The sequence below is a fragment of the Humibacillus xanthopallidus genome (assembly GCF_006716675.1).
GTDB classification, from domain to species: Bacteria; Actinomycetota; Actinomycetes; order Actinomycetales; family Dermatophilaceae; genus Humibacillus; species Humibacillus xanthopallidus_B.
The window spans coordinates 95,550-115,340 of sequence record NZ_VFPM01000001.1 but is presented as its reverse complement, the minus strand read 5'-3'; the positions used below and the strand labels follow the sequence as shown (position 1 = coordinate 115,340).

The window sequence follows — 19,791 nt, the reverse complement described above, 5'->3', positions numbered from 1 at the left end:
CATGGGTATCGCCGGTGAGGCGCGCGAGGCCGTCGAAGCCCTCCGACGGGAGGTGAGCGCGCTGCACGCCGAACTCACCCGCTACGGATTGGTCGTATGGACCGCGGGCAACGTCGCTGCCCGCGTCCCCGGCCACGACCTCATGGTCATCAAGCCCTCGGGCGTGCCATACGACGAGCTGACGCCCGACGCGATGGTCGTCTGCGACCTGCACGGCCGTGTCGTCGAGGGCGAACGGGTACCCTCGTCCGACGCCGCCGCCGCCGCGTACGTCTTCCGCACCCTGCCGGACGTCGGAGGGGTCGTGCACACCCACTCGACGTACGCGACCGCCTGGGCGGCCCGCGGGGAGCCCGTCCCGTGCGTCCTCACGATGATGGCCGACGAGTTCGGCGGTGGGATCCCTGTCGGGCCGTTCGCCCTCATCGGCGACGACTCCATCGGTCGCGGCGTCGTCGACACGCTCCGTGACAGCCGGTCCCCGGCCGTCCTCATGCGCCAGCACGGCGTGTTCACGGTGGGGCCTGACGCGCGCGCCGCGGTCAAGGCGGCCGTGATGTGTGAGGACGTGGCACGGACCGTGCACATCGCCCGCCAGCTCGGTGAGCCGACCCCCTTGGAGCCGAAGCACGTCGACTCCCTCTACGACCGCTACCAGAACGTCTACGGGCAGCACTGAGCCCCGCCCCGACGCCCCAGAACAGGAGACGATGATGTCCACGACCATCCCCCCACGTCCGCTGACGGTGTGGTTCCTCACCGGAAGCCAGGAGCTGTACGGCGAGGAGACCCTCAGGCAGGTGGCCGAGCAGTCCCGTCGCGTCGCTGGCGAGCTCGGCTCGGCCGGGCCCGACGGCGCGGGGCTGGGTGTCGACGTGCTCTGGAGGCCGGTGCTCACCGACGCCGCCTCGGTGCACCGCACGATCCTCGAGGCGAACGCCGACCCGAACTGCGCCGGGGTCATCACGTGGATGCACACCTTCTCGCCCGCCAAGATGTGGATCGCCGGGCTGGACGCGCTGCGCAAGCCGATGCTGCACCTGCACACGCAGGCGGACGCGAGCCTGCCCTGGGCGTCCATCGACATGGACTTCATGAACCTCAACCAGGCCGCGCACGGCGACCGGGAGCTTGGCCACGTCGTCGGCCGGCTCGGGCTGGCGCGTGCCGTCGTCGCCGGACACGTGTCAAATCCCGTCGTCGGTGAGCGGGTCGCGGCCTGGGCCCGCGCGGCCCGCGGCGCGCACGAGCTGCGGACGATGCGGGTGGCGCGCTTCGGGGACAACATGCGTGAGGTCGCCGTCACCGAAGGTGACAAGGTCGAGGCACAGATCCGCTTCGGGGTGTCCGTCAACACCTATGGCGTCACCGAGCTGGTCGACCTCGTCGACAGCGCCCCCGTCGACGCCGTCGACGGGCTCGTCGAGGAGTACCTCGACACCTATGCCGTCGCGGCCGAACTGCGTCCCGGAGCGGAACGGCACGACTCCCTGCGCTACGGCGCCGCCGTCGAGTGGGGCCTGCGGACCTTCCTCGTCGAGGGCGGGTTCACCGCGTTCACGACGAACTTCGAGGACCTCGCCGGCCTGCGCCAGCTCCCGGGCCTCGCGGTCCAGCGCCTCATGGCGGACGGCTACGGCTTCGGCGGCGAGGGTGACTGGAAGACCTCCGTCCTGCTGCGCACGGTCAAGGCGATGGCGGTCGGACGTCCGGGAGGCACCTCCTTCATGGAGGACTACACCTACGACCTCACCACCCCCGGTCAAGAGCGCATCCTCGGCGCCCACATGCTCGAGGTCTGCCCGAGCATCGCCGGAGCGATCCCCAGCCTCGAGATCCACCCCCTCGCCATCGGCGGTCGTGAGGATCCCGTCCGGCTGCGCTTCACCGCAGCCCCGGGGCCTGCCGTCGTCGTCGGGATGAGTGACCTGGGAGACCGCTTCCGGCTCACGCTCAACGAGGTCGAGGTCGTGGAGCCCACCGAACCCCTGCCGTGTCTTCCCGTCGCCTGCGCCACGTGGCGTCCGGAACCGGACTTCGCCACATCCACCGAGTCGTGGATCCTCTCGGGAGCCCCGCACCACACGGTGCTCTCGACCGCGGTCGGCACACCGGAGATGCGCCACCTCGCCGAGATGCTCCGCACCGAGCTCGTCGTCATCGACCACGCCGCGTCCGTCGAGGGCGTCCGCGACCGGCTGCGCTGGAGCGCCGCCTACCACCGCCTTGCCAGCCACCTATCCGTCTGAGGAAGCCACCATGAGCGCCACTGCCGTCGCCCGCACGTCCACCGTCACCGTCCGCGCAGCCGAGGCACACCGCCCGGTGAGCCCGCTGCTCTTCGGGCTCTTCTACGAGGACATCAACCTCTCGGGCGACGGAGGGCTCAACGCCAACCTCGTCAACAACCACAGCTTCGAAGGCGTCTACGTCGACCCCGGCACAGCGAACTGGCACACAGGCGGTTAGGGTTCGAGTCCCCTCGCCAGCTCCATCGTATGACCTGCGATAAAGGGCTCCGACCTGCGGGGATGTGTTTCTTGGGTCGTGGTCGCGTTGCGGCCGGATGGCGGCTTGTCGGTCCGCCGTGAAGCGGTTGGGGGAGTGGCACGTCTTCCTGCTGAATACGTCCATGCTCACGTCGAGCTCGGCTACGCCACGACAGCCCACCGCGCCCAAGGCGGGACCGTGGACACTGCCCACGCCTTTGTCACGTCAACGACGATGCGGGAGCCGCCGTACGTGATGGCCACTCGCGGCCGGGAGCGCAACATGATCTACGTCGACAGCCGGTACAACCCCGACTCCGAGACCGCGCACGCCGAGGCGCTGCCGGCCGTTCCGACAGCGGTGCTCTAACAGGTCTTGGCGCGCTCAGCTGCCGCCTCAGCGCCACAGAGACCCGTGCTCGAGGCTTCCATCAGCGAGAACCCTGCCCGGCTCGAGGGCGAGGGCGCTGCCATCTTGGTGGCGCGCCGCATGAAGCGTTCTGCTCCGCTCCTGGGTATCGATGTCCGAGGTCACGAGACGTAGCAGCGCCTGCGGCCGCCGTCACATGGCCGGATGGACGCACGAGAAGGTGGCCGGAGGAACGGGACCGATGCATGCATAGGTGACAACCGATCTGAGGCCCAAGGCGAGACACCCGCCTTGCCCCTGACGCCAAGGGTCTAGTGCTCGCTGTCCCTGGAAACATGGGGCTTGGCGGCATTGGGGTGCCTTGGGTTCTATGGTGCGGATGTGACTGAGCAACTGACCCTGGCGGATGTGGCGGCACGGGCGGGGGTCTCGCGCGCCACGGCGTCCTTGGTGTTGCGTGGCACGGGGCGAGTGTCGTCGAAGACCCGTGACCGTGTGCTCGCGACGATGCGAGAAATGGGGTACGTCTACAACCGCGGTGCCGCGACGCTTCGGACCCAGCGCACCAGTGTGGTGGGCGTAGTGGTGACCCACATCGCCAACCCGTATTTCGGCGAGGTGCTCGGAGGGCTCGATGCGGAGTTGAAGCGGGCTGGTTTCGCGACGCTCTTGGCCGACACCGGAGACGACGTCGACGAGCAGCGACGCGCCTTGCAGACCATGCGCGAGCAGCGTGTCGACGGGTTGGCCCTCATCCCTGCGACGGGCACACCTGCCGCCCTGCTCGACGAGTTCGCTGAGTGGAGCCTCCCTCACGTCCTCGTCAGCCGTTACCTTGACGATGGGAACAGCAGCTACGTGGGCGCGGATGACGTCCTCGGCGGTCGCCTCGCCGCGGAACACTTGCTGGAGCATGGCTGTCGCACGATCCATTACCTAGGCGGTATCGAAGGCATCCTCTCCCGGCGGGACCGCATCCGTGGCGTGGGCGCTGCGATGGCGGAGGCAGGTTTGCCCGCCTCGGCCCTGACCCGCAGCGTCTGGGAGGTGAGCGGCCAGGGGGGCCTGGCAGGCGGTCGGGCCCTGCTCGACGGCGAAAGCCTCCCGGACGGGGTCATCTGCCACAGCGACAGCATCGCCATGGGCCTGTACCGGGCACTGTACGACGCCGGCGCCGCCGACGTGCTCCGGGTGATCGGGTATGACGACGTCGCGGCCGCGGCGCTGTGGGAACCGCCTCTCACGAGCATCGCGACGCATGGCGGGAGCCTCGGTGCCGCTGCTGGTCGGCTACTGGTGGAGCGGATCGGTCAGCCACGTGGACAGGTGGTCGTGCAGCGGGCGGCGCCTGAGCTCGTCGTCCGCCGGTCCTGCGGGTGCCACTCCTGACTGTCCCGCGATCAACCCGTTGACACTCGCCTTCCGAGGTGTTTCGCTGAGTCCGATAGATCGATCTAGCAACTGATCTCCGCTGGGGATCTCGCAATCCCAGCCCCCATCCCCCGCTCAAAGAGAAGATCCCCCGTGCCCTTCCCTGCCCGAAAGCTGGCCGTTACCGCGGTACTCGCCGGCACCCTCACGGCTTCGGCCGCCTGCTCCGGATCGTCCGACGACGCCGGTGACCTTCCCGACGCCATCGGCGGAACCGGCCTGGGGGTGCTCGAGGCCAACGACCTGATCGACACCGACGCGACCGAGAAGGTCTTGGACCAGCTCGACCGGAAGACGTTTCCGAGCACGCGCTCGAGCTGGTCACCAACGACAAGAAGCCGCTCGCCATCCCGAGTGATGCATGGCCTGAAGCGCTGCTCCACCGCACGGACCTGTTCGCCAAGGCAGGGCTCACGGCCCCGACCAGCTATGCCAGCGTTCTGGCCGCCGCCAAGAAGCTGAACAGCAGGGATATGGCCGGGTTCGTCGGCTTGGCCGAGGAGAGAGACAGGTGGACGGTCTCGTTGGGGCTCGCTCAGCTCGCGAACAGAATCGAGGTGCCCAGCACCGTGCTGATGGGGGGATGAGTCGTGCTGACACTGCCGATCGTGCTGCTGCCCTTCGGTAGCGAACGACTGTTGACCGAGGGCCTGACCGCCGGAGCGGACAAAGGATGTAGCCACCGTCCAGCAACGCAGCAAGGCACGATGACTCAGAGCAGAGGAGATCACCGACTCATGGAGAACACCCGGTTCACCGACGGCCGAGTTCCCCATCCAGGCATCCGCGACATGTTCGAGACCCCTCGGCGGTGGCAGGCCTATCTGGACGTGGAAGCCGCGCTGGCCTTGGTTGAGGCGGAGCTAGGAATCATCCCGGTCGAGGCCGCCAAGGCCATCGCCGAGGCCGCCGACGTCGACCGCCTCGACCAGGACCGGGTGCGCCGCGAGATGGATCGCACCAGCCACCCGATGATGCCTCTGGTCGTCGAGCTCAGCCGAGCGGTCGGCGAGGAGCACGGGGGATGGGTGCACTGGGGTGCGACCACCCAGAACATCACCCAGACCGGCGACCTGATCGTGCTACGGCGGGCCTTCGACGTGATCGTCAGCCAGGTAGGCCGGCTTCTGAGGGTGGCCGCGGACCTCGCCGACGAGCACGCCGAGACCTTCATGGCGGGCCGCACCCACGGACAGCACGCGCTGCCGATCACCTTCGGGTTCAAGGCCGCAGCGTGGGCTGACGAGCTCATCCGGCACGCGGACCGCCTCGAACAACTCCAACCGCGGCTGTTCGTCGCCATGACTGGCGGGGCGGCCGGCACATTCGCCTCCCTCGGCGAGCTCGGCCCCGACGTCCAGCAGGCGGTCGCCAATCGCCTGCACCTCGGAAGCATGGCCATCCCGGGCCGCAGCATCGTCGACCACCTCGCGGAGTACGTGCTCGTTCTGGGACTCCTCGCCACGACCGGGGCCAAGATCGGTTTGGAAATCTACACCCTGATGGCGACCGAGGTGGGCGAGCTGGAGGAACCAGTGCCCGCCGGTACGGTCGGCAGCTCGACCATGCCGCACAAACGAAACCCCCAGCTGGCCCAGGACGTCATGAACATCTCCGCCGAGATCCGCGCCCTGGTGCCTCTGGCCTTGGAGGGCGCCATCGTCGGACATGAGGGCGACCACGCACCGGCTCTTTTGGAACGCGCAACGCGGCAGTCTTCGATTCTCACAGGCGACCTGCTCGAACGGGTGCACCTGATCCTGGACAACCTCGGTGTGCACGCCGACCGGATGCGCTCGAACGTCGACACCTCCGGAGGGCTGATCACCTCCGAGGCGGTCATGCTGCGCCTTGGAGGCTTCATCGGACGGCAGGCCGCCCACGACGTGGTCTACGACGTCGCACAGGCAGTGGTTGTGCGGGGCGGGACCTTCGCCGCGCACTTGGCGCGGAACCCCCGAGTGCGCGAACACCTCAGCCATGGCGAGCTCGACACACTTCTGGAGCCGTCCGGCCTTACCGGTCTCTCGGCGCAGCTGGCTCGACAGGGCGCCTCCAGAGCGAGGGAGCGAGCAGCCAGCCTGGCCGAGGGCGCGCGTCACACCACCTAACGTGGGCGCACAGCGTGATCGCCGGCTGCTCGGTCCGTTGTGACGCTTCCGTGCCGGGTCGATAGATCTTCCTGATCGCCGACCGCCCAGCTCCGAGGACAGATCACCTTGCCGGTGTCCCAGTGCGCAACTTCGACACCGGCCCTGCCCTCCCGTCCGAACCTGAGGGCAGGGTGAATACTCCGTAGCCGAATCCTTCCACGGTCAGGGTGTTGTTCAGGATTGAGACGCCGTTGACGAGGAGTGGGCGGGCGCCAGCGATTTCGTTCTCCATGAGGATGGCTCGGTCTCGTCGTGGGTTTACAACGACGAGGTGGGTCTCACCTCGGATGTAGGCGAAGGGGTAGCCGGGGTAAATGACGCGGGTTGAGGCCTGGGCGCCGAGGGCCGGATTGGCTTTACGGAGCGAGATCAGGCTCTTGGTGAGGCTAAGGGTGGAGTCGGGTTCCTTCTCCTGGGTCGCTACGGTTGGGCGTCCGGGGTCGGGATCGATCGGCAGGTAGAGGTCGGACGGGGCAGCCCCTGAGAACCCGGCGTTGGGACTGTCGTTCCACTGCATCGGCGTACGGCATCCGGCCCGGTTGTAGGTGGGGTTGCAGATGGCCCCCTCGACGTTCGGCATATTCGGCAGATAACGCATGCCGATCTCGTCGCCGTAGTAGATACAGGGCACCGAGCCCCAGGTAAGGAGGAAGGTGAGGGCAGCACCGAGCTGTTCGGGGGTTCTTGGGCCACAGCGCAGCCGGTCGAAGTCGTGGTCGGCGGTCGACATGACCACGAGCCGGTCCGGGTGGGAGCTCTTGACTGCGTTCCAGCCGTCGAGAAACGTGCGAGTGCTGCCGAGACCGTCGGCGTCGAAGAAGGGCCGCTTGGGAGTCTGAAAGGGCAGGATGCCTGCGGCATGGTTGTCGAACAGGCTGGCGTGCTCTTCCATGATGACGAGGAAGAAGTCGGCATCGAACGCCAGCGGCTGGTCGGTGCGGGGCTCGTTGCCCTCGGGGATGATGACCGTGTCGGGGTAGGTGGCGTCCAGCCAGGTTCGGATTTCGCGCCAAATCGCTGTCGTTAGCGGCAGGCCACGGTTTCCGACGCTGTCGTCCTTGACCAGAGAGAATGCCATGTCGATGCGGAATCCCGCTATCCCACGGTCGAGCCAGAAAGCCATGATGTCCTTCAAGGCCTGCACGTTTCGGCGCGGTCCAGCGGCGTCGACCGCGTCCCGCCACGGCTCACTCTCGACTGTCTCGGCCCAGCCGAAGTTGAGCGCCGGCTGTTCGTCGTAGAAGTTTTTGAGGTACCAGCCGCGCCGGGGGCCCGGCGAGAGTACCCATGACGGAGTGCCTGGGATGTCAGTCGACCACGACGGCGCCGGCAGCTCTTCGCACCAGACATACTGGTCGCCTTGAGGGTCACGGCCCTCCGCGTGCAGTTCGCGCTGGAACCACGGATGTTCGATGGATGTGTGTCCGGCCACCAGGTCGAGCAGCACCCTGATGCCGCGTCGCTTAGCTTCCTCGACGAGCTCGACCATGTCGTCGTTGCTGCCGTAGCGCGGTGCGATCTGTAGGTAATCCGAGACGTCATAGCCAGCATCGACGAACGGCGAGGCGAAACATGGGTTGAGCCACAACGTGTCGACGCCAAGGGAGGCGATGTAGTCCATTCGGTTGATCACGCCGCGGAGATCGCCGACGCCATCGCCGTCTGAGTCGGCGAATGACTGCGGATATATCTCATAGATCACGGCGTCGTCGAGCCAGGTCGGTCCCATTGCGATAGTAGCCCTTCTGCTTTGGTCTGTTGCGGTTCGGACGGCGAGGCGGTAAGTCATTCATTCGCAGGGTCTTGGGTGAGTCGTGCCATGTCCCCGTAGGCGGTGGGGTAGCCCTATCGCCAGCCGCGGACAGGTCGGCGTCGAACAGCCGACGTTCCGGAGGCGTGGCGCACGCAGCCGGCATCTCACAAATCAAATGTGGTTGCGAACGAGGAACAATGGAGTTCCCCTATCTCATGCATATCCTTGATAGCTCTAGCCGTTCTGCCGATGTGGCCTGAGTGCCGGTCGGTTCGATGCCGAGCTCGCCTGCAGCACCTGTAGCAGCTCGGGGGACACGTCGACCCAGGCTTGCGTGGTCGACAGGTTTGGGTGCCGCGAATGCAGGGATGTCTGGGATATGGCCCACGCCCAACCCGAGGGGATCCCCCGGAGGGGCGTTGTGGTCATGGAGTCTAGGTCTGGTCAGGGCGCCGGTTGGGCGAGGTCGTTGCCACTGTCCAGGAGGTAGATCCTGGACTCCCAGGGCTCGAGGCGTTCCAGGGTGGCGGGTCCATGGGTGGCCAGCAGGATCTGGGCCTCGGCGAGGTCGGGCACCGCAGCCAGTGGCATCATGGTCGGCTCCGACGAGCAATTGGCGACCATCACCAGCACCTGGTCGCCGAGGGTCCGAGTCACCGCCCAGATCTGTTCATGGTCGGGCAGCAGCAGTTTGAACCGGCCCTCGACGAGGACTGGGTGAGTCCGCCGAAGCTCGATGAGTCGACGGAAGTGGTGAAACACTGAGTTCGGATCGGCTTCGGCCGCGGCGGCGTTGATCGTCACGTAGTTGGGATTGACCGGTAGCCACGGGATGCCGTCGGTGAAGCCGGCCTGCAACGAGTCGTCCCACTGCATCGGCGTACGAGCGTTGTCTCGACTTTTGGCAGCGAGGCCGGCCATGACGGTCTCAGCCTCCAGACCGAGGCTGATCGCATCGGCGTGGTAGTTCACCGACTCGATGTCTTGGTACTGGTCGACGTGGGTGAAGTAGGTGTTGGTCATGCCCAGCTCTTCGCCCTGGTAGACGTACGGCGTGCCGCGGTGCATGTGCTGCACGGTGGCCAGGGTTTTGGCTGAATTGATCCGGTGCTCCGGCGAGTCGTCGCCGAAACGCGAGACGGCGCGGGGCTGGTCATGGTTGTCCCAGTAGAGCGAGTTCCAACCCACGTCGGCCAGCCCGACCTGCCACGCGTTGAGATTCTGCTTGAGCGCGGGGAGCGTCAACGGGTGCAGGTCGAACTTGGACCCGCCCGGCCTGGCGTCAAGGCCGACATGCTCGAAGGTGAAGACCATGTCGAGTTCGCGGTTGGCGGGGTCGGTGACCGCCCGCGCGCTCTCGATGGTCGAGCCGGGCATCTCACCCACGGTGATCAGCCGACGCTCGCTCAGTCCGACCGCCGCGTTCATCTCGGCGAGGAACTCGTTCAGCCGGTGCCCGTTTTCGATTGCTGCGAAGCAGGAGGAGTACTTGGTGTCCGGGCCCACGGGACCGTCGCCGATCCACGTCGGCTTGGAGATCAGGTTGATGACGTCCATCCGGAACCCGTCGACGCCGCGGTCGACCCACCAGTTCATCATCTCGTAGACGGCGTGGCGCACGTCCGGGTTTTCCCAGTTGAGGTCGGGCTGCTTCGGGGAGAACATGTGCAGGAAATACTCGCCACTGGCCTCGTCCAGCTTCCACGCCGAACCAGAGAATGCCGAGCCCCAGTTGGTCGGTTCCGCGCCTTCGCCACCGGGCTCGAAGCCGTCCCGCGGGGGCAGCCACCAATACCAGTTGCGTTTGGGTGAGGCTGCGTCGCGCGATTCAATGAACCACGGGTGCTCGTCGGAGGTGTGGTTGACGACCAGGTCCATCACGAGCTTCATGCCGCGGCTGTGAAGTTCGGCGATCAGCTCGTCGAGCTCGGCGATGGTGCCGAACAGGGGGTCCACGTCTTGGTAGTCGCTGATGTCGTACCCGTTGTCGTCCATCGGCGACCGGTAGACAGGCGACAGCCAAACCACGTCGATCCCGAGTCGATGCAGGTAGCCCACCTTCGCCGTGATGCCGGGGATATCGCCAATGCCGTCGCCGTTACTATCGGCGAACGAGCGGGGATAGATCTGATAGACCACGGACGACTTCCACCACCCCTCAGGGCGATCGGCAGAGTTGTGGGTCGGTCGGCCGGCTGTGGCCTGGTGCATGGCTGGTCCTCCTGAGAGTGATCGAGATTGCGGCTAGATTGCGTGTCGCGCCAGCCGTGCAGCCGTCGGTGTGGCGAGTCGGCCAAGACCTGGAAGCAGACCCGCCACGCGTTCCGGCACCTGTGAACATCGCCCCGCCCGTCGGAGGTGATGCCGGTTCGCCGCTGGACGCGTGCGGCACTGCTGGGCGGTGGTTCAGTTCACTTGACGGCGCCCGCGGTGATGCCGCTGATGAGGTGTTTCTGGCCAGCGACGTAGACGATGATGACCGGGATGACGGCCAGGGTGGAACCGGCGAAGACCAGGCCCCATGCGGAGCCGTGCTCGCCTTGGAACGCAGCGATACCCAGCGGGAGGGTGCGTTTGTCGGCGTCGCTGATGACGGTAAGTGCCCATACGAACTCGTCCCAAGCGCCGAGGAACGCGAACACCGCGGCGGTAGCCAGCGCCGGTCGGGCCAGGGGAAGGTACAGGCGAATGAACCGGGTGAAGACGGTGGTGCCGTCGACGGTCATGGCCTCGTCGAGCTCTTTGGGGACTCGTTCGAAGAAGCCGCGGAGCAAGAAGGTGGTGAAGGCGATCTGGCCAGCGGTGTAGAAGAAGACGAGACCGTTTAGCGAGTCGGTCATGCCAAGGGTTTTGGCGAGCACGAACTGCGGCACGATGAGCACGATTCCCGGGATCATCAACCCGGCCAACAGGAGGCCGAACAGCACGTTCTTGAACCTGAAGTCGAACCTCGCGAAGGCGAACGCGGTCAGTGAGGAGATGAGCACCACGAAGAAGGTGGTCAGCACGGCCACGTAGAGCGAGTTGAGGAAGTACAGACCAAAGTTGCTGCTGCCCAGCGCCTCGGAGTAGTTCTCAGTGGTGAAATTCAGCGGAAAGATGTGCGGCGGTGTCGGCAGGGTGGCCGTGTTGGGCTCCAAGGATGTGGAGACCATCATCAGGAATGGCAACACCATGACGCACGCGCCGACGAGTACGAGAAAGAAACGAAGCACCGTGAGCGGCTTGATCTGCCGCCGGTTCGGGCCGTGCTCGCCCGGGGCGGAGGTTGAACGAGACGGTTCAGATTGTGTGAGCGTGGTCATGTCTGGCTCCCTAGTTCTTCTCGCGGAAGAATTTGAACTGCAGAATCGAGATCACAACGATGATGATCGCCAAGATGAACGACATCGCCGACGCGTAACCGAAGTCGAGGAACGAGAAGGCCTGTTTGTACATGTAGGTCAGCGGCACCTCGGTGCTGCCGGCCGGGCCACCGTTGGTCATCAAGAGCACGGACGCGAACACGTTGAAGGCGCCGATGACCTGGAGGACCAGGACGAACAGAAAGGTGCCGCGGATCCCGGGCAGGGTCACGTTGAGAAACTGTTGCCATGCATTGGCCCCGTCGAGGCTGGCCGCCTCGTACTGCTCCTCACCAACCCCACCCAGTGCGGCCAAGAACACCACCAGGCACCAGCCAAGGCTCTTCCAGATGCCCAACGCGGCAACCGCGACGAGCCCGGTACCACGCTGCTCCAGCCACGGAACGGGTTCTGAAGTGAGGGGCAGCAGGTCGGTGATGGCCCAGTTGACGGCCCCTCCGTCGGTGACGAACAAGAACTTGAACAGCAGCGAGACGACCACCCAGCTGGTGACGACCGGAATGTAGAACAGGACCCGGAAGACGGTCCGGGCCGGCATCTTGGCGTTCAGCAAGACCGCGAAGAACAGCCCGAGGATCAATGTGAGCGGCACGGTGAGGATCAGGTAGATCCCGGCGTTGGCCATCGAGGTCCAGAACTCGGCATCGCCCAGAGCCCGGGTGTAGTTGTCGAAGCCGACGAAGGTGCTGGCGTCGGTGGGCAGGACGGCCCACTGGTAGAAGCTGATCTGCAGGGATCGGAGCAGGGGATACCCGACCACGACGATGAACAGGATCATGCCGGGCGCGGCGAAGGCCCACGGCACCCACCAACGGGTGGCGTGTCGGGCCGACACCGCCCGGTTCGGTCGCTTGCGCCGTGCCGGAGCGGTGGCGGCGGTTGAGGGAGCGAGCCTGGTGGTGGTCATGGGGGTTCAGCCCTGCGCCAATAGCGGGTCGATCTTGGCGGCTGCATCGTCCATGGCCTGTTGTGCGGTCATCTTCCCCTGGAAGGCCTGCTGGGCGTCCTTGGTGAAGATGTCGTCAATCTTGGCCCACTGCGGGGTGGCCGGCCGCGCCTTCGCGGTCTTCAGCTGCTCGAGGTAGGCCTGGTAGAACGGCTCCATCGCGGAGACTTTTGACTCGAGGGTGGACTGAGCGGACAGCTGGCCGGTCTCGGCCATGGCCAGCTGCGCCTCATCGGAGAGCATGTAGCGGATGAACTCGGCGGCGAGCGCTTTGTTCTGCGATCCCTGGGTCATGACGATGTCCTCGCCGCCGACGACGCTGATGCTTCCGCCCTCCCCGCTGAACACGGGTGATGTTTGCGGCGCGAAGTTGGGGAAGCTGGTCTTCAGGTTCGGGAAGGCCCAGGGGCCGTCGATCATCGAAGCGTAGGTGCCCTTGGCCACCCCGTCAGTGGGCCCCACCCCGCCGGACGCGCCGAGGATGGCCTGCGGTAGCTGCTTGGCGTTGTACATGTCAATGAGCATCTGCAGGGCGGCCACCGACTTCGGACCGTTGAGGTAGCCGGTCGCCTTGGTGACCTCGGGATCGGTCATCTCGCCGCCGTTGGACCAGATGAACGGGAGCAGGTTCCACCCTCCCGATCCGCCCTCCGCGAAGACGTACTTGCCCCCACCCATCTTCGGTGCGGCCGCTTTGAGCTCGTCCAGGGTCCTTGGAACCGAGGTGATGCCGGCCGCGCTGAGTGCCTCCTTGTTGTACACGACCACCTTGGTGTTGGTGTCCAGCGGCAGGCCCCAGTACTTGCCCTTGTACTTGTTCGTGGACAGCGGGCCGGGGTACATCTTCTTCGCGTAGGTGTCGAAGTCCGGCATGGCTTCGCTCAGGGGTGTCAGCACACCCAGCTTGGCCAGCTCGGGGACGGTGACGATGTCGGCCCGGATGACGTCGGGAAGGCTGCCGCTGGCGACGCCGGTCACCAGCTTCTGGTGCATCTGGTCCGAAGGGACCTGGACCGCCTTCACCGTCGTTCCCGGGTGGAGCTTCTCGAAGTTGGGGATGACGGTCTTCTCGAGCGTCTTCACCTCCGTCCCGCCTGCGCTGTAGGCGTGCCAGAACGTGATGTCGCCGCTCACCTTCTCCCCGGCGCTGAGGGTGGGAACCGGTTCCTTACTTCCGGATCCATCTACCCCGCCGGTGCCGCAGGCGGAAAGGGTGATGAGGACCGTGACAACACCCGCAACAGCAGGTAGGGACTTCTTCATTGAGGTGGTCTCCTTCGCGTGTAGTGCAGGCACTACGCAGTCGTGAGCGGCTCCCGGATGGAGACGCCAGGCCGGTCCGGGTCCTGCCCGCCGGGGGACGACGCAGATGAGACCGGTTCATGCACTTTTTTCGTGCTCTTGTCGCCGGCGCTGATGGCCGGCTCGGTGACGCGTCGCGGCCAGTCCTGAGGCCGATTGATTTAGCGTCTTTATCAATCGCCTAGAGTGTGCTCGCGGGCGCGGGGCGCTGTCAAGGTCGCAGGCCGTGGCAAAATCAACGACTATGGAACGAGGAGGAAGCGGGTTGCCAGTACTTCGGCGCACGACCCTCGCTCTCGTTCTCGACCAGCTCGTCAGGTCTGGGGACGAGTCGGTCACGGCCACCGAGTTGATGGCTGCGACAGGCCTGTCCAGGCCGTCTGTGCACACCCTGAGCGAGACGCTGATGGATCTCGGGCTAGTCGTGGAAGTAGACGGCCGGCGTCCCGAGGGGCGTGGGCGGGCAGGCCGAACAGCACGCGCGTACCAGTTCAACGCGCGGATGGCGAGCGTGGTCGGGATTGATCTGGGCGACCACAAGGTGTCAGTCACGGTCTCGGACCTGGCGGGTAACGAGCTTGCCAGCCGCACAGAGGTTTTCGCACACCTAGGCGTCAGCGGTCGCGACCGGGTAACCACCACACGTCGACTGATCCGGTCCGTCCTGCGGGCTGCCGGGGTGGAGTCGAACTCCGTTCTCCACGTCGCTGTCGGCGTGGCAGCACCGGTAGACGGCTCCGGTCGTGTCGTTGCCAGCGGGGAGCCCGGCTACATGCCCGGCCTCGCTGACGTCAATATCGCCAAGAGCATCGGACGCGGCTTCCCGTACCCCGTCGTCATCGAGAACGATGCCAACCTTGCGGCCCTCGGCGAATGCTGGAAGGGCGCGGGCGTCGGGGTCGACAACCTGGTGGTGCTGCTATCCGGGGAGCGGCTCGGTACGGGACTGATCAGTGGCGGTCAGCTGATGCGTGGGCAACACCACATGGCTGGAGAACTGGCGTTTCTCGAACTTGTCGCCGGCGTCGGGGACACCACGGGCGTTGCCGGCCTGGCCCAGACCCTGGGACGTCGGGCGGTCGCCGACAGCCGTCCCAGGGCGGAATCGCCGGGTTCGCTGTACGCGTTGAGCGACGGCGACGCGGCCAAGGTCGGCAGCAAACAAGTGATCGACGCTGCCCGGCACGGTGACCATGAAGCCGCCGAGGTTCTGCGTCGGGTGGCGGAGCAGATGGCGCGAGTCGTGGCCGTGCTTGCCACCCTGCTCGACCCCGAGGTCCTGATCTTCTCCGGTGGGGGAGCCGCAATCGCAGAACTCATTCGAGACGACATCTCGCGACAGGTTCCAGCCTTCGTCCCCAGGCCGCCGCGAATAGTGGCTAGTCCTCTCGGTGACAGAGCCGTTTTGGTCGGTGCCACGAAACTCGCTTTGGACCACGCTCACCACCAGCTCTTCAAGCTCCTCGACGCGCATGCTGGCCCATCGCAGATGAGGGTGTAAGAACTGGCGGCAAGCCGATGACTGAGTCGACGTCGAAGTCTCCCGAGGATGGAGGTCCCTACGCCAGCCAACCGGGAGCCTTCAAGGTGCTCGACGCCACCTTCGCCAGCCCCGACCGGACCATGTTCTGCCGCCTCGAGGAGCCCGGGCTCGAGGTCACGGCATCCCGGGGCGGGGTGGCTAAACCTCTAGGCACGGCTCCGCGTGACGATCCGGCTCGTGGCGCAGCTCAGCGCCTCACTCGGGGTGGCGCACGGAGAGTCACCCACCCAAGCATACGCGAGAACGGGCCCTCTCTCATGAGGTGGCTCGTCAGTGCCGAGGAGTTGTCAGGTCGACGTGGCCGATCAGTCCGGTGAAAGCGTCGACAGCAGCGGCCCGATGACCGGGTCCCATTCTCGGATCGAGACGCTGGAGATGACGCCGCTGATGGTGAAGGGGTCGCGTGCGACCAGGTCCTCGGTGTGGGTCTTCTCCTCGCCGCGGAAGAGCAGCAGCGCGCCGGCGGCCTCGTCGTCCGCGTAGGGGCCGGAGACCAACAGCGATCCCTCGTCGGCGAGCTCGCGGAGATAGTGGCGATGCTCGGCGCGGAGCGCGTCGCGGGTGGCAGTGTCCCCGGTGTAGCGGTAGGTGACGGCGAAGAGGGGCATGGCGTCCTTCGGGTGTATGCGGTGTGGCCCAGTTCTCGGGATGGCGGTCAGCCTGCGTCGCTGGTCGTTAGGTCCGTCTCGTTGTCGTGTTCGCGTTCTTCCAAGGCCGTGATGGCGGCGGCGGTGAGGCTGCGTTGAATGTGGACGCGCATCAGGTCGCCGGCGCCGGCGGCGTCGCCGACGACGATGAGTTCGAGCAGCTCGTGGTGTTCGCGGTGGTCGCGTGTACGGGGCTCGTCGCCGGGGGGTAGCTCGAGCCCCAGGCGGCGGTACCGGTCGGACTTGTCCCACAGGTCGTCGAGCTGTCGGATCAGTACGTCGTTGTGAGAGGCGAGGTAGAGCGCGCGGTGGAAGGCACGATGCGCGCCGAGCGCCTCCTCGCCCCATGCGCGGGTGACCGGGAGCAGACGGGCGGCCGCGCCGCGCAGTGCGGTGATGTCCTCAGCCGTGCGCCGCTCGGCGGCCAGGACGGCCGCGCCCGGATCGAGCAGGAGCCGCACTTCGAACAGCTCGCGCGCCTCGGCGGCGTTCATGCTCGCGATGCGCGCGTTGCGATGGCTTCCGAGCTCGATCAGTCGCTCGCTGCTGAGGCGGCGAATGGCCTCCCGAAGCGGCGTGATGCTCATGCCCATCGACTCGGCCAGCTCGTACTGGTCCAGTCGCGACCCGGGCACGAGCGCCCCGGTGAGGATGCGGGCACGCAGTTCGGCGTAGGCGACGTCGCTCTTGCTCGAGAAGACGTTCGTCGCGCTGACGGAGCCCATCGGCTGGGCCGCCGTTGCCGTGAGGTCACCTGTGCTCATCAGGGCCTTCCTGTTGACGCCCTGTCCAAAACGTGGGCTCAGGGGCTTGTGCGATCGATGGAACCACCTTAACATCCTCGTATCTTATAAGTTATGACGGAGGGTGAACATGAAGATCATCTCAGTGCATGAGGGCGTCGTCCCGATCAGCTCGTCGATCCGTAACGCCTGGATCGACTTCAGCTCAATGGACTGCTCGATCGTGGCGGTCGTCTCGGACGTCATGCGTGACGGGGAGCCCGTGGTGGGTTACGGGTTCAACTCCAACGGGCGCTACAGCGCCGGAGAGATCCTGCGCCGCCGGATCATCCCGCGGTTGCTGGACGCCGAGCCGGAGTCGCTCCTGTCCGAGGACGGGCAGCTTGATCCGACTCGGGCGTGGGACTTCGTGATGAAGAACGAGAAGCCGGGCGGGCACGGAGAGCGTTCCGTCGCCGTCGGCGTGATGGACATGGCGCTCTTCGACCTCGCGTCCAAGATCGCCGAGCAGCCGCTCTACCGCTGGCTCTCGGACCGGCACGGCGACGGCACGCCTGACGAGAAGGTCTTCGTCTACGCCGCCGGTGGCTACTACGCGCCGGGTAAGACCCTTCGTGATCTCCAGGACGAGATGAAGCGCTTCCTCGACCAAGGCTACAGCGTCGTCAAGATGAAGATCGGCGGCACGGACCTGCACCAGGATCTCGCCCGCATCGAGGCAGTCATCGAGGTCCTCGACGGGGACGCCTCGCGCCTCGCGGTCGACGTCAACGGCCGCTTCGACCTAGCCACGGCCCTGGAGTACGGCAGGGCCATCGAACCCTACGGGCTGTTCTGGTACGAGGAGGTCGGGGACCCGCTGGACTACCAGCTCAACGCCACCCTCAGCGAGCACTATCGGGGCCCCATCGCGACGGGCGAGAACCTCTTCTCGCTGCAGGACGCCCGCAACCTAATCCGCTACGGCGGGATGCGCCCGGACCGCGACTACATCCAGGTCGACCCCGCCCTGAGCTACGGCCTCACCGAGTACCTGCGCATCCAAGACATGCTCAAGCAGCACGGCTGGTCCTCGCGCCGCTGCATCCCGCACGGCGGGCACCAGTTCTCCCTGCACATTGCGGCAGCCCTCAAGCTCGGCGGCAACGAGTCCTACCCGGGCGAGTTCCAGCCGACGGGTGGCTTCGCGGACGGGGCGGTCGTGCAGGACAGCTACGTCGGCCTGACCGACACCCCGGGAATCGGATTCGAGAGCAAGGCCGCCTTCTACAAGGTCCTGCGCGAGCTGCACACCTGAGCCACCCGAGCCCGTCGCCCCATCTCCCCGTCGCCCCGCCGACCAGCCGTCCCGCCACGGTCGACAGCCCCGATCACGTATGCGTGATCACTGCCGCGGGCTGCCTGCCGGGCGGCCTGCCGCCTATCTGCCACATCGTCGTGCAAAGGAGCTTCACCATGTCGTCCATGACACTGCAGGACCGCCCACCCACAAGGTCCCGCACTCGAAAGCTGCTCGGGCAGCTCTGGTTCCAAGTTGTAGTCGGAGCGGTGCTCGGCGTCGCGGTCGGGGTGCTGCTGCCCTCTGTCGCAGCGGGCCTCAAGCCGCTCAACGACTGGTTCATCGCTCTGGTCAAGATGATCGTCATCCCGGTGGTCTTCTGCGTCGTCGTCACCGGCATCGCCTCGATGGACAACTTGCGCAAGGCCGGAAGGATCGGCGTGAAGGCGATCGGCTACTTCCTCGTCCTCTCGCTGCTGTCGATGCTGATCGGCCTCGTCGTCGCGAACGTGTTCCGGCCCGGCGCGGGCATGAACATCGACCCGGCAACCCTGAACACCGACAGCATCCCCTCGGCCGCGACGGAGAACCACGCCACGTTCGTCGGCTTCGTCGGCAGCATGATCCCTGAGTCGCTCTTCGGGGCCATCACGGGCAACGGCATCCTCGCCGCCTTGTTGGTCTCGATCATCTTCGGGGTCGCGCTGAACATGGCCGGCCCCGCCGGCAAGCCCCTGACCTCCGTGATCTCCGCCCTTTCGGTGGTCGTGTTCCGGATCGTGGGCTGGGTCATGCGCCTGGCCCCGATCGGCACCTTCGGGGCTCTGGCGACCGTCGTGTCCACCTACGGCGCCAGCAGCCTGCAGCAGCTCGGCTACCTGATCCTGCTCTTCCTGGCCACCTGCGTGCTCTACGTGCTCGTCGTCCTCGGCCTGATCATGCGCTCGTGCAAGCTGAGCCTCTTCGGGTTGATCCGCTTCCTCAAGACCGAGCTGCTGATCGCTCTAGCCACCTGCTCCAGCGAGGCGATCCTGCCCCAGCTCGTCCGCAAGCTGGAGATCCTCGGCATCGGCCGCCCTGTGGTCGGCATCGTCATCCCTGCCGGGTTCTCCTTCAACCTCGACGGATCGGCCGTCTACCTCACGATGGCCTCGCTGTTCCTGGCTCAAGCCCTGGGGATCGACCTGACCTGGCAGCAGCAGGTGGTCATGGTTGGGGTCATGATGCTGACCAGCAAAGGCACCGCCGGCATCGCCGGGGGAGCGTTCCTCGTCCTGGCCAGCACCATCACCGCCGTCGGGCACATGCCGGTGGCCGCCCTGGCCCTGATCGTCGGCATCGATCGCATCCTCAACGAGGGCCGCGTGTTCATCAACGTCCTCGGCAACGCCATCGCGACCATCGTCATCGGCAAGTGGGAGAAGGACTTCGACGAGGACCAAGCCAACCTGGTCCTGCACGCCACCGCCGAACAGCTTGAACAGATCGAAGCCGAGTACGACGATGCCCAGCGCTCCCTCACTGGAACCGATCTGGACGGAGCCGTCCACGGCGGCCACCACATCCACGGCCACGCTTCGGACCAACGAGCCCTCCAGCCCGCCGCGCGGGACGAAGCCGCGGACTACCCGGCCGGCTCCAACAGCCCCAGCAGCGGCGAACTCTCGGACTTCCACCAGGGCGTCAGCACCCGCAGCAGGTAGCAGCCGGACACCAGCATGGAGCGGCGCCGGGAAGCTCAGCCCCGCGCCGCTCCATGACATCATCTTC

Annotated in this window: 16 protein-coding genes and 1 pseudogene; 10 read left to right on the top strand and 7 right to left on the bottom strand. The window is 66.2% G+C overall.

The window, feature by feature from the left end:
- Position 1 precedes the first annotated feature (1 nt).
- From FBY41_RS00570 to FBY41_RS00540, 6 genes are all read left to right on the top strand, one after another.
- Entirely contained in the window at positions 2-679 is a 678-nt protein-coding gene (locus tag FBY41_RS00570) for an L-ribulose-5-phosphate 4-epimerase (RefSeq protein WP_141841501.1), read from the top strand.
- 34 nt (positions 680-713) lie between these two features.
- The gene (araA, locus tag FBY41_RS00565) at positions 714-2,249 is read left to right on the top strand and encodes an L-arabinose isomerase (protein WP_260439477.1); all 1,536 of its coding nucleotides are present in this window, start codon (positions 714-716) and stop codon (positions 2,247-2,249) included.
- Positions 2,250-2,259: 10 nt separating this feature from the next.
- Entirely contained in the window at positions 2,260-2,469 is a 210-nt protein-coding gene (locus FBY41_RS00560; protein WP_141841499.1) for a hypothetical protein, read from the top strand.
- Positions 2,470-2,688: 219 nt separating this feature from the next.
- Positions 2,689-2,859 (top strand): hypothetical protein, encoded by a 171-nt coding sequence (locus FBY41_RS24120; protein ID WP_185748819.1) that lies wholly within the window; start codon positions 2,689-2,691, stop codon positions 2,857-2,859.
- Positions 2,860-3,240: 381 nt separating this feature from the next.
- Complete coding sequence (locus FBY41_RS00550) at positions 3,241-4,248, top strand: LacI family DNA-binding transcriptional regulator (RefSeq protein ID WP_141841497.1); 1,008 nt, start codon at positions 3,241-3,243, stop codon at positions 4,246-4,248.
- Positions 4,249-4,880: 632 nt separating this feature from the next.
- Positions 4,881-6,401, top strand: a complete 1,521-nt coding sequence (locus FBY41_RS00540) for a class-II fumarase/aspartase family protein (protein WP_260439476.1) — start codon at positions 4,881-4,883, stop codon at positions 6,399-6,401.
- A gap of 103 nt (positions 6,402-6,504) precedes the next feature.
- Here the strand turns inward: FBY41_RS00540 and FBY41_RS00535 are convergent, their stop codons facing one another.
- From FBY41_RS00535 to FBY41_RS00515, 5 genes are all read right to left on the bottom strand, one after another.
- On the bottom strand, positions 6,505-8,172 hold the full coding sequence (locus tag FBY41_RS00535) for an alpha-amylase family glycosyl hydrolase (RefSeq protein WP_141841496.1): 1,668 nt from the start codon (positions 8,170-8,172) through the stop codon (positions 6,505-6,507).
- A gap of 468 nt (positions 8,173-8,640) precedes the next feature.
- Positions 8,641-10,407, bottom strand: coding sequence for an alpha-glucosidase (locus FBY41_RS00530; protein WP_141841495.1), 1,767 nt, complete (start codon positions 10,405-10,407; stop codon positions 8,641-8,643).
- A gap of 200 nt (positions 10,408-10,607) precedes the next feature.
- Positions 10,608-11,501 carry a carbohydrate ABC transporter permease gene (locus tag FBY41_RS00525; RefSeq protein WP_141841494.1) on the bottom strand — a complete coding sequence of 298 codons (894 nt, stop codon included), beginning with the start codon at positions 11,499-11,501 and terminating at the stop codon, positions 10,608-10,610.
- 10 nt (positions 11,502-11,511) lie between these two features.
- Positions 11,512-12,468, bottom strand: a complete 957-nt coding sequence (locus FBY41_RS00520; RefSeq protein ID WP_141841493.1) for a carbohydrate ABC transporter permease — start codon at positions 12,466-12,468, stop codon at positions 11,512-11,514.
- 6 nt (positions 12,469-12,474) lie between these two features.
- On the bottom strand, positions 12,475-13,641 hold the full coding sequence (locus FBY41_RS00515) for an extracellular solute-binding protein (RefSeq protein WP_185748818.1): 1,167 nt from the start codon (positions 13,639-13,641) through the stop codon (positions 12,475-12,477).
- Between the two features lie 412 nt (positions 13,642-14,053).
- Between FBY41_RS00515 and FBY41_RS24210 the strand changes: the two are divergent.
- A pseudogene (locus FBY41_RS24210) lies at positions 14,054-14,227 on the top strand (helix-turn-helix domain-containing protein); the annotation flags it as partial.
- A gap of 84 nt (positions 14,228-14,311) precedes the next feature.
- Entirely contained in the window at positions 14,312-15,310 is a 999-nt protein-coding gene (locus FBY41_RS00510; protein ID WP_260439475.1) for an ROK family protein, read from the top strand.
- 347 nt (positions 15,311-15,657) lie between these two features.
- On the opposite strand, the gene FBY41_RS00505 is transcribed toward FBY41_RS00510, so the two are convergent.
- Positions 15,658-15,960 (bottom strand): YciI family protein, encoded by a 303-nt coding sequence (locus tag FBY41_RS00505; protein WP_141841490.1) that lies wholly within the window; start codon positions 15,958-15,960, stop codon positions 15,658-15,660.
- Positions 15,961-16,007: 47 nt separating this feature from the next.
- Complete coding sequence (locus tag FBY41_RS00500; protein ID WP_260439474.1) at positions 16,008-16,763, bottom strand: GntR family transcriptional regulator; 756 nt, start codon at positions 16,761-16,763, stop codon at positions 16,008-16,010.
- Between the two features lie 109 nt (positions 16,764-16,872).
- Here FBY41_RS00500 and FBY41_RS00495 point away from each other — a divergent pair, with 109 nt between their 5' ends.
- Positions 16,873-18,039: a mandelate racemase/muconate lactonizing enzyme family protein gene (locus tag FBY41_RS00495; RefSeq protein ID WP_141841489.1), complete on the top strand. Its 1,167-nt coding sequence runs from the start codon at positions 16,873-16,875 to the stop codon at positions 18,037-18,039.
- Between the two features lie 83 nt (positions 18,040-18,122).
- The gene (locus FBY41_RS00490; RefSeq protein WP_221629180.1) at positions 18,123-19,724 is read left to right on the top strand and encodes a cation:dicarboxylate symporter family transporter; all 1,602 of its coding nucleotides are present in this window, start codon (positions 18,123-18,125) and stop codon (positions 19,722-19,724) included.
- Positions 19,725-19,791: the final 67 nt, after the last annotated feature.

Coding starts and splice junctions, on each gene's coding strand:
- FBY41_RS00570 (WP_141841501.1), top strand. CDS start 2: ATGGGTATCGCCGGTGAGGCGCGCGAGGCCGTCGAAGCCCTCCGACGG.
- araA (WP_260439477.1), top strand. CDS start 714: ATGTCCACGACCATCCCCCCACGTCCGCTGACGGTGTGGTTCCTCACC.
- FBY41_RS00560 (WP_141841499.1), top strand. CDS start 2,260: ATGAGCGCCACTGCCGTCGCCCGCACGTCCACCGTCACCGTCCGCGCA.
- FBY41_RS00535 (WP_141841496.1), bottom strand. CDS start 8,172: ATGGGACCGACCTGGCTCGACGACGCCGTGATCTATGAGATATATCCG.
- FBY41_RS00530 (WP_141841495.1), bottom strand. CDS start 10,407: ATGCACCAGGCCACAGCCGGCCGACCGACCCACAACTCTGCCGATCGC.
- FBY41_RS00525 (WP_141841494.1), bottom strand. CDS start 11,501: ATGACCACGCTCACACAATCTGAACCGTCTCGTTCAACCTCCGCCCCG.
- FBY41_RS00520 (WP_141841493.1), bottom strand. CDS start 12,468: ATGACCACCACCAGGCTCGCTCCCTCAACCGCCGCCACCGCTCCGGCA.
- FBY41_RS00510 (WP_260439475.1), top strand. CDS start 14,312: ATGGCGAGCGTGGTCGGGATTGATCTGGGCGACCACAAGGTGTCAGTC.
- FBY41_RS00505 (WP_141841490.1), bottom strand. CDS start 15,960: ATGCCCCTCTTCGCCGTCACCTACCGCTACACCGGGGACACTGCCACC.
- FBY41_RS00500 (WP_260439474.1), bottom strand. CDS start 16,763: ATGAGCACAGGTGACCTCACGGCAACGGCGGCCCAGCCGATGGGCTCC.
- FBY41_RS00495 (WP_141841489.1), top strand. CDS start 16,873: ATGAAGATCATCTCAGTGCATGAGGGCGTCGTCCCGATCAGCTCGTCG.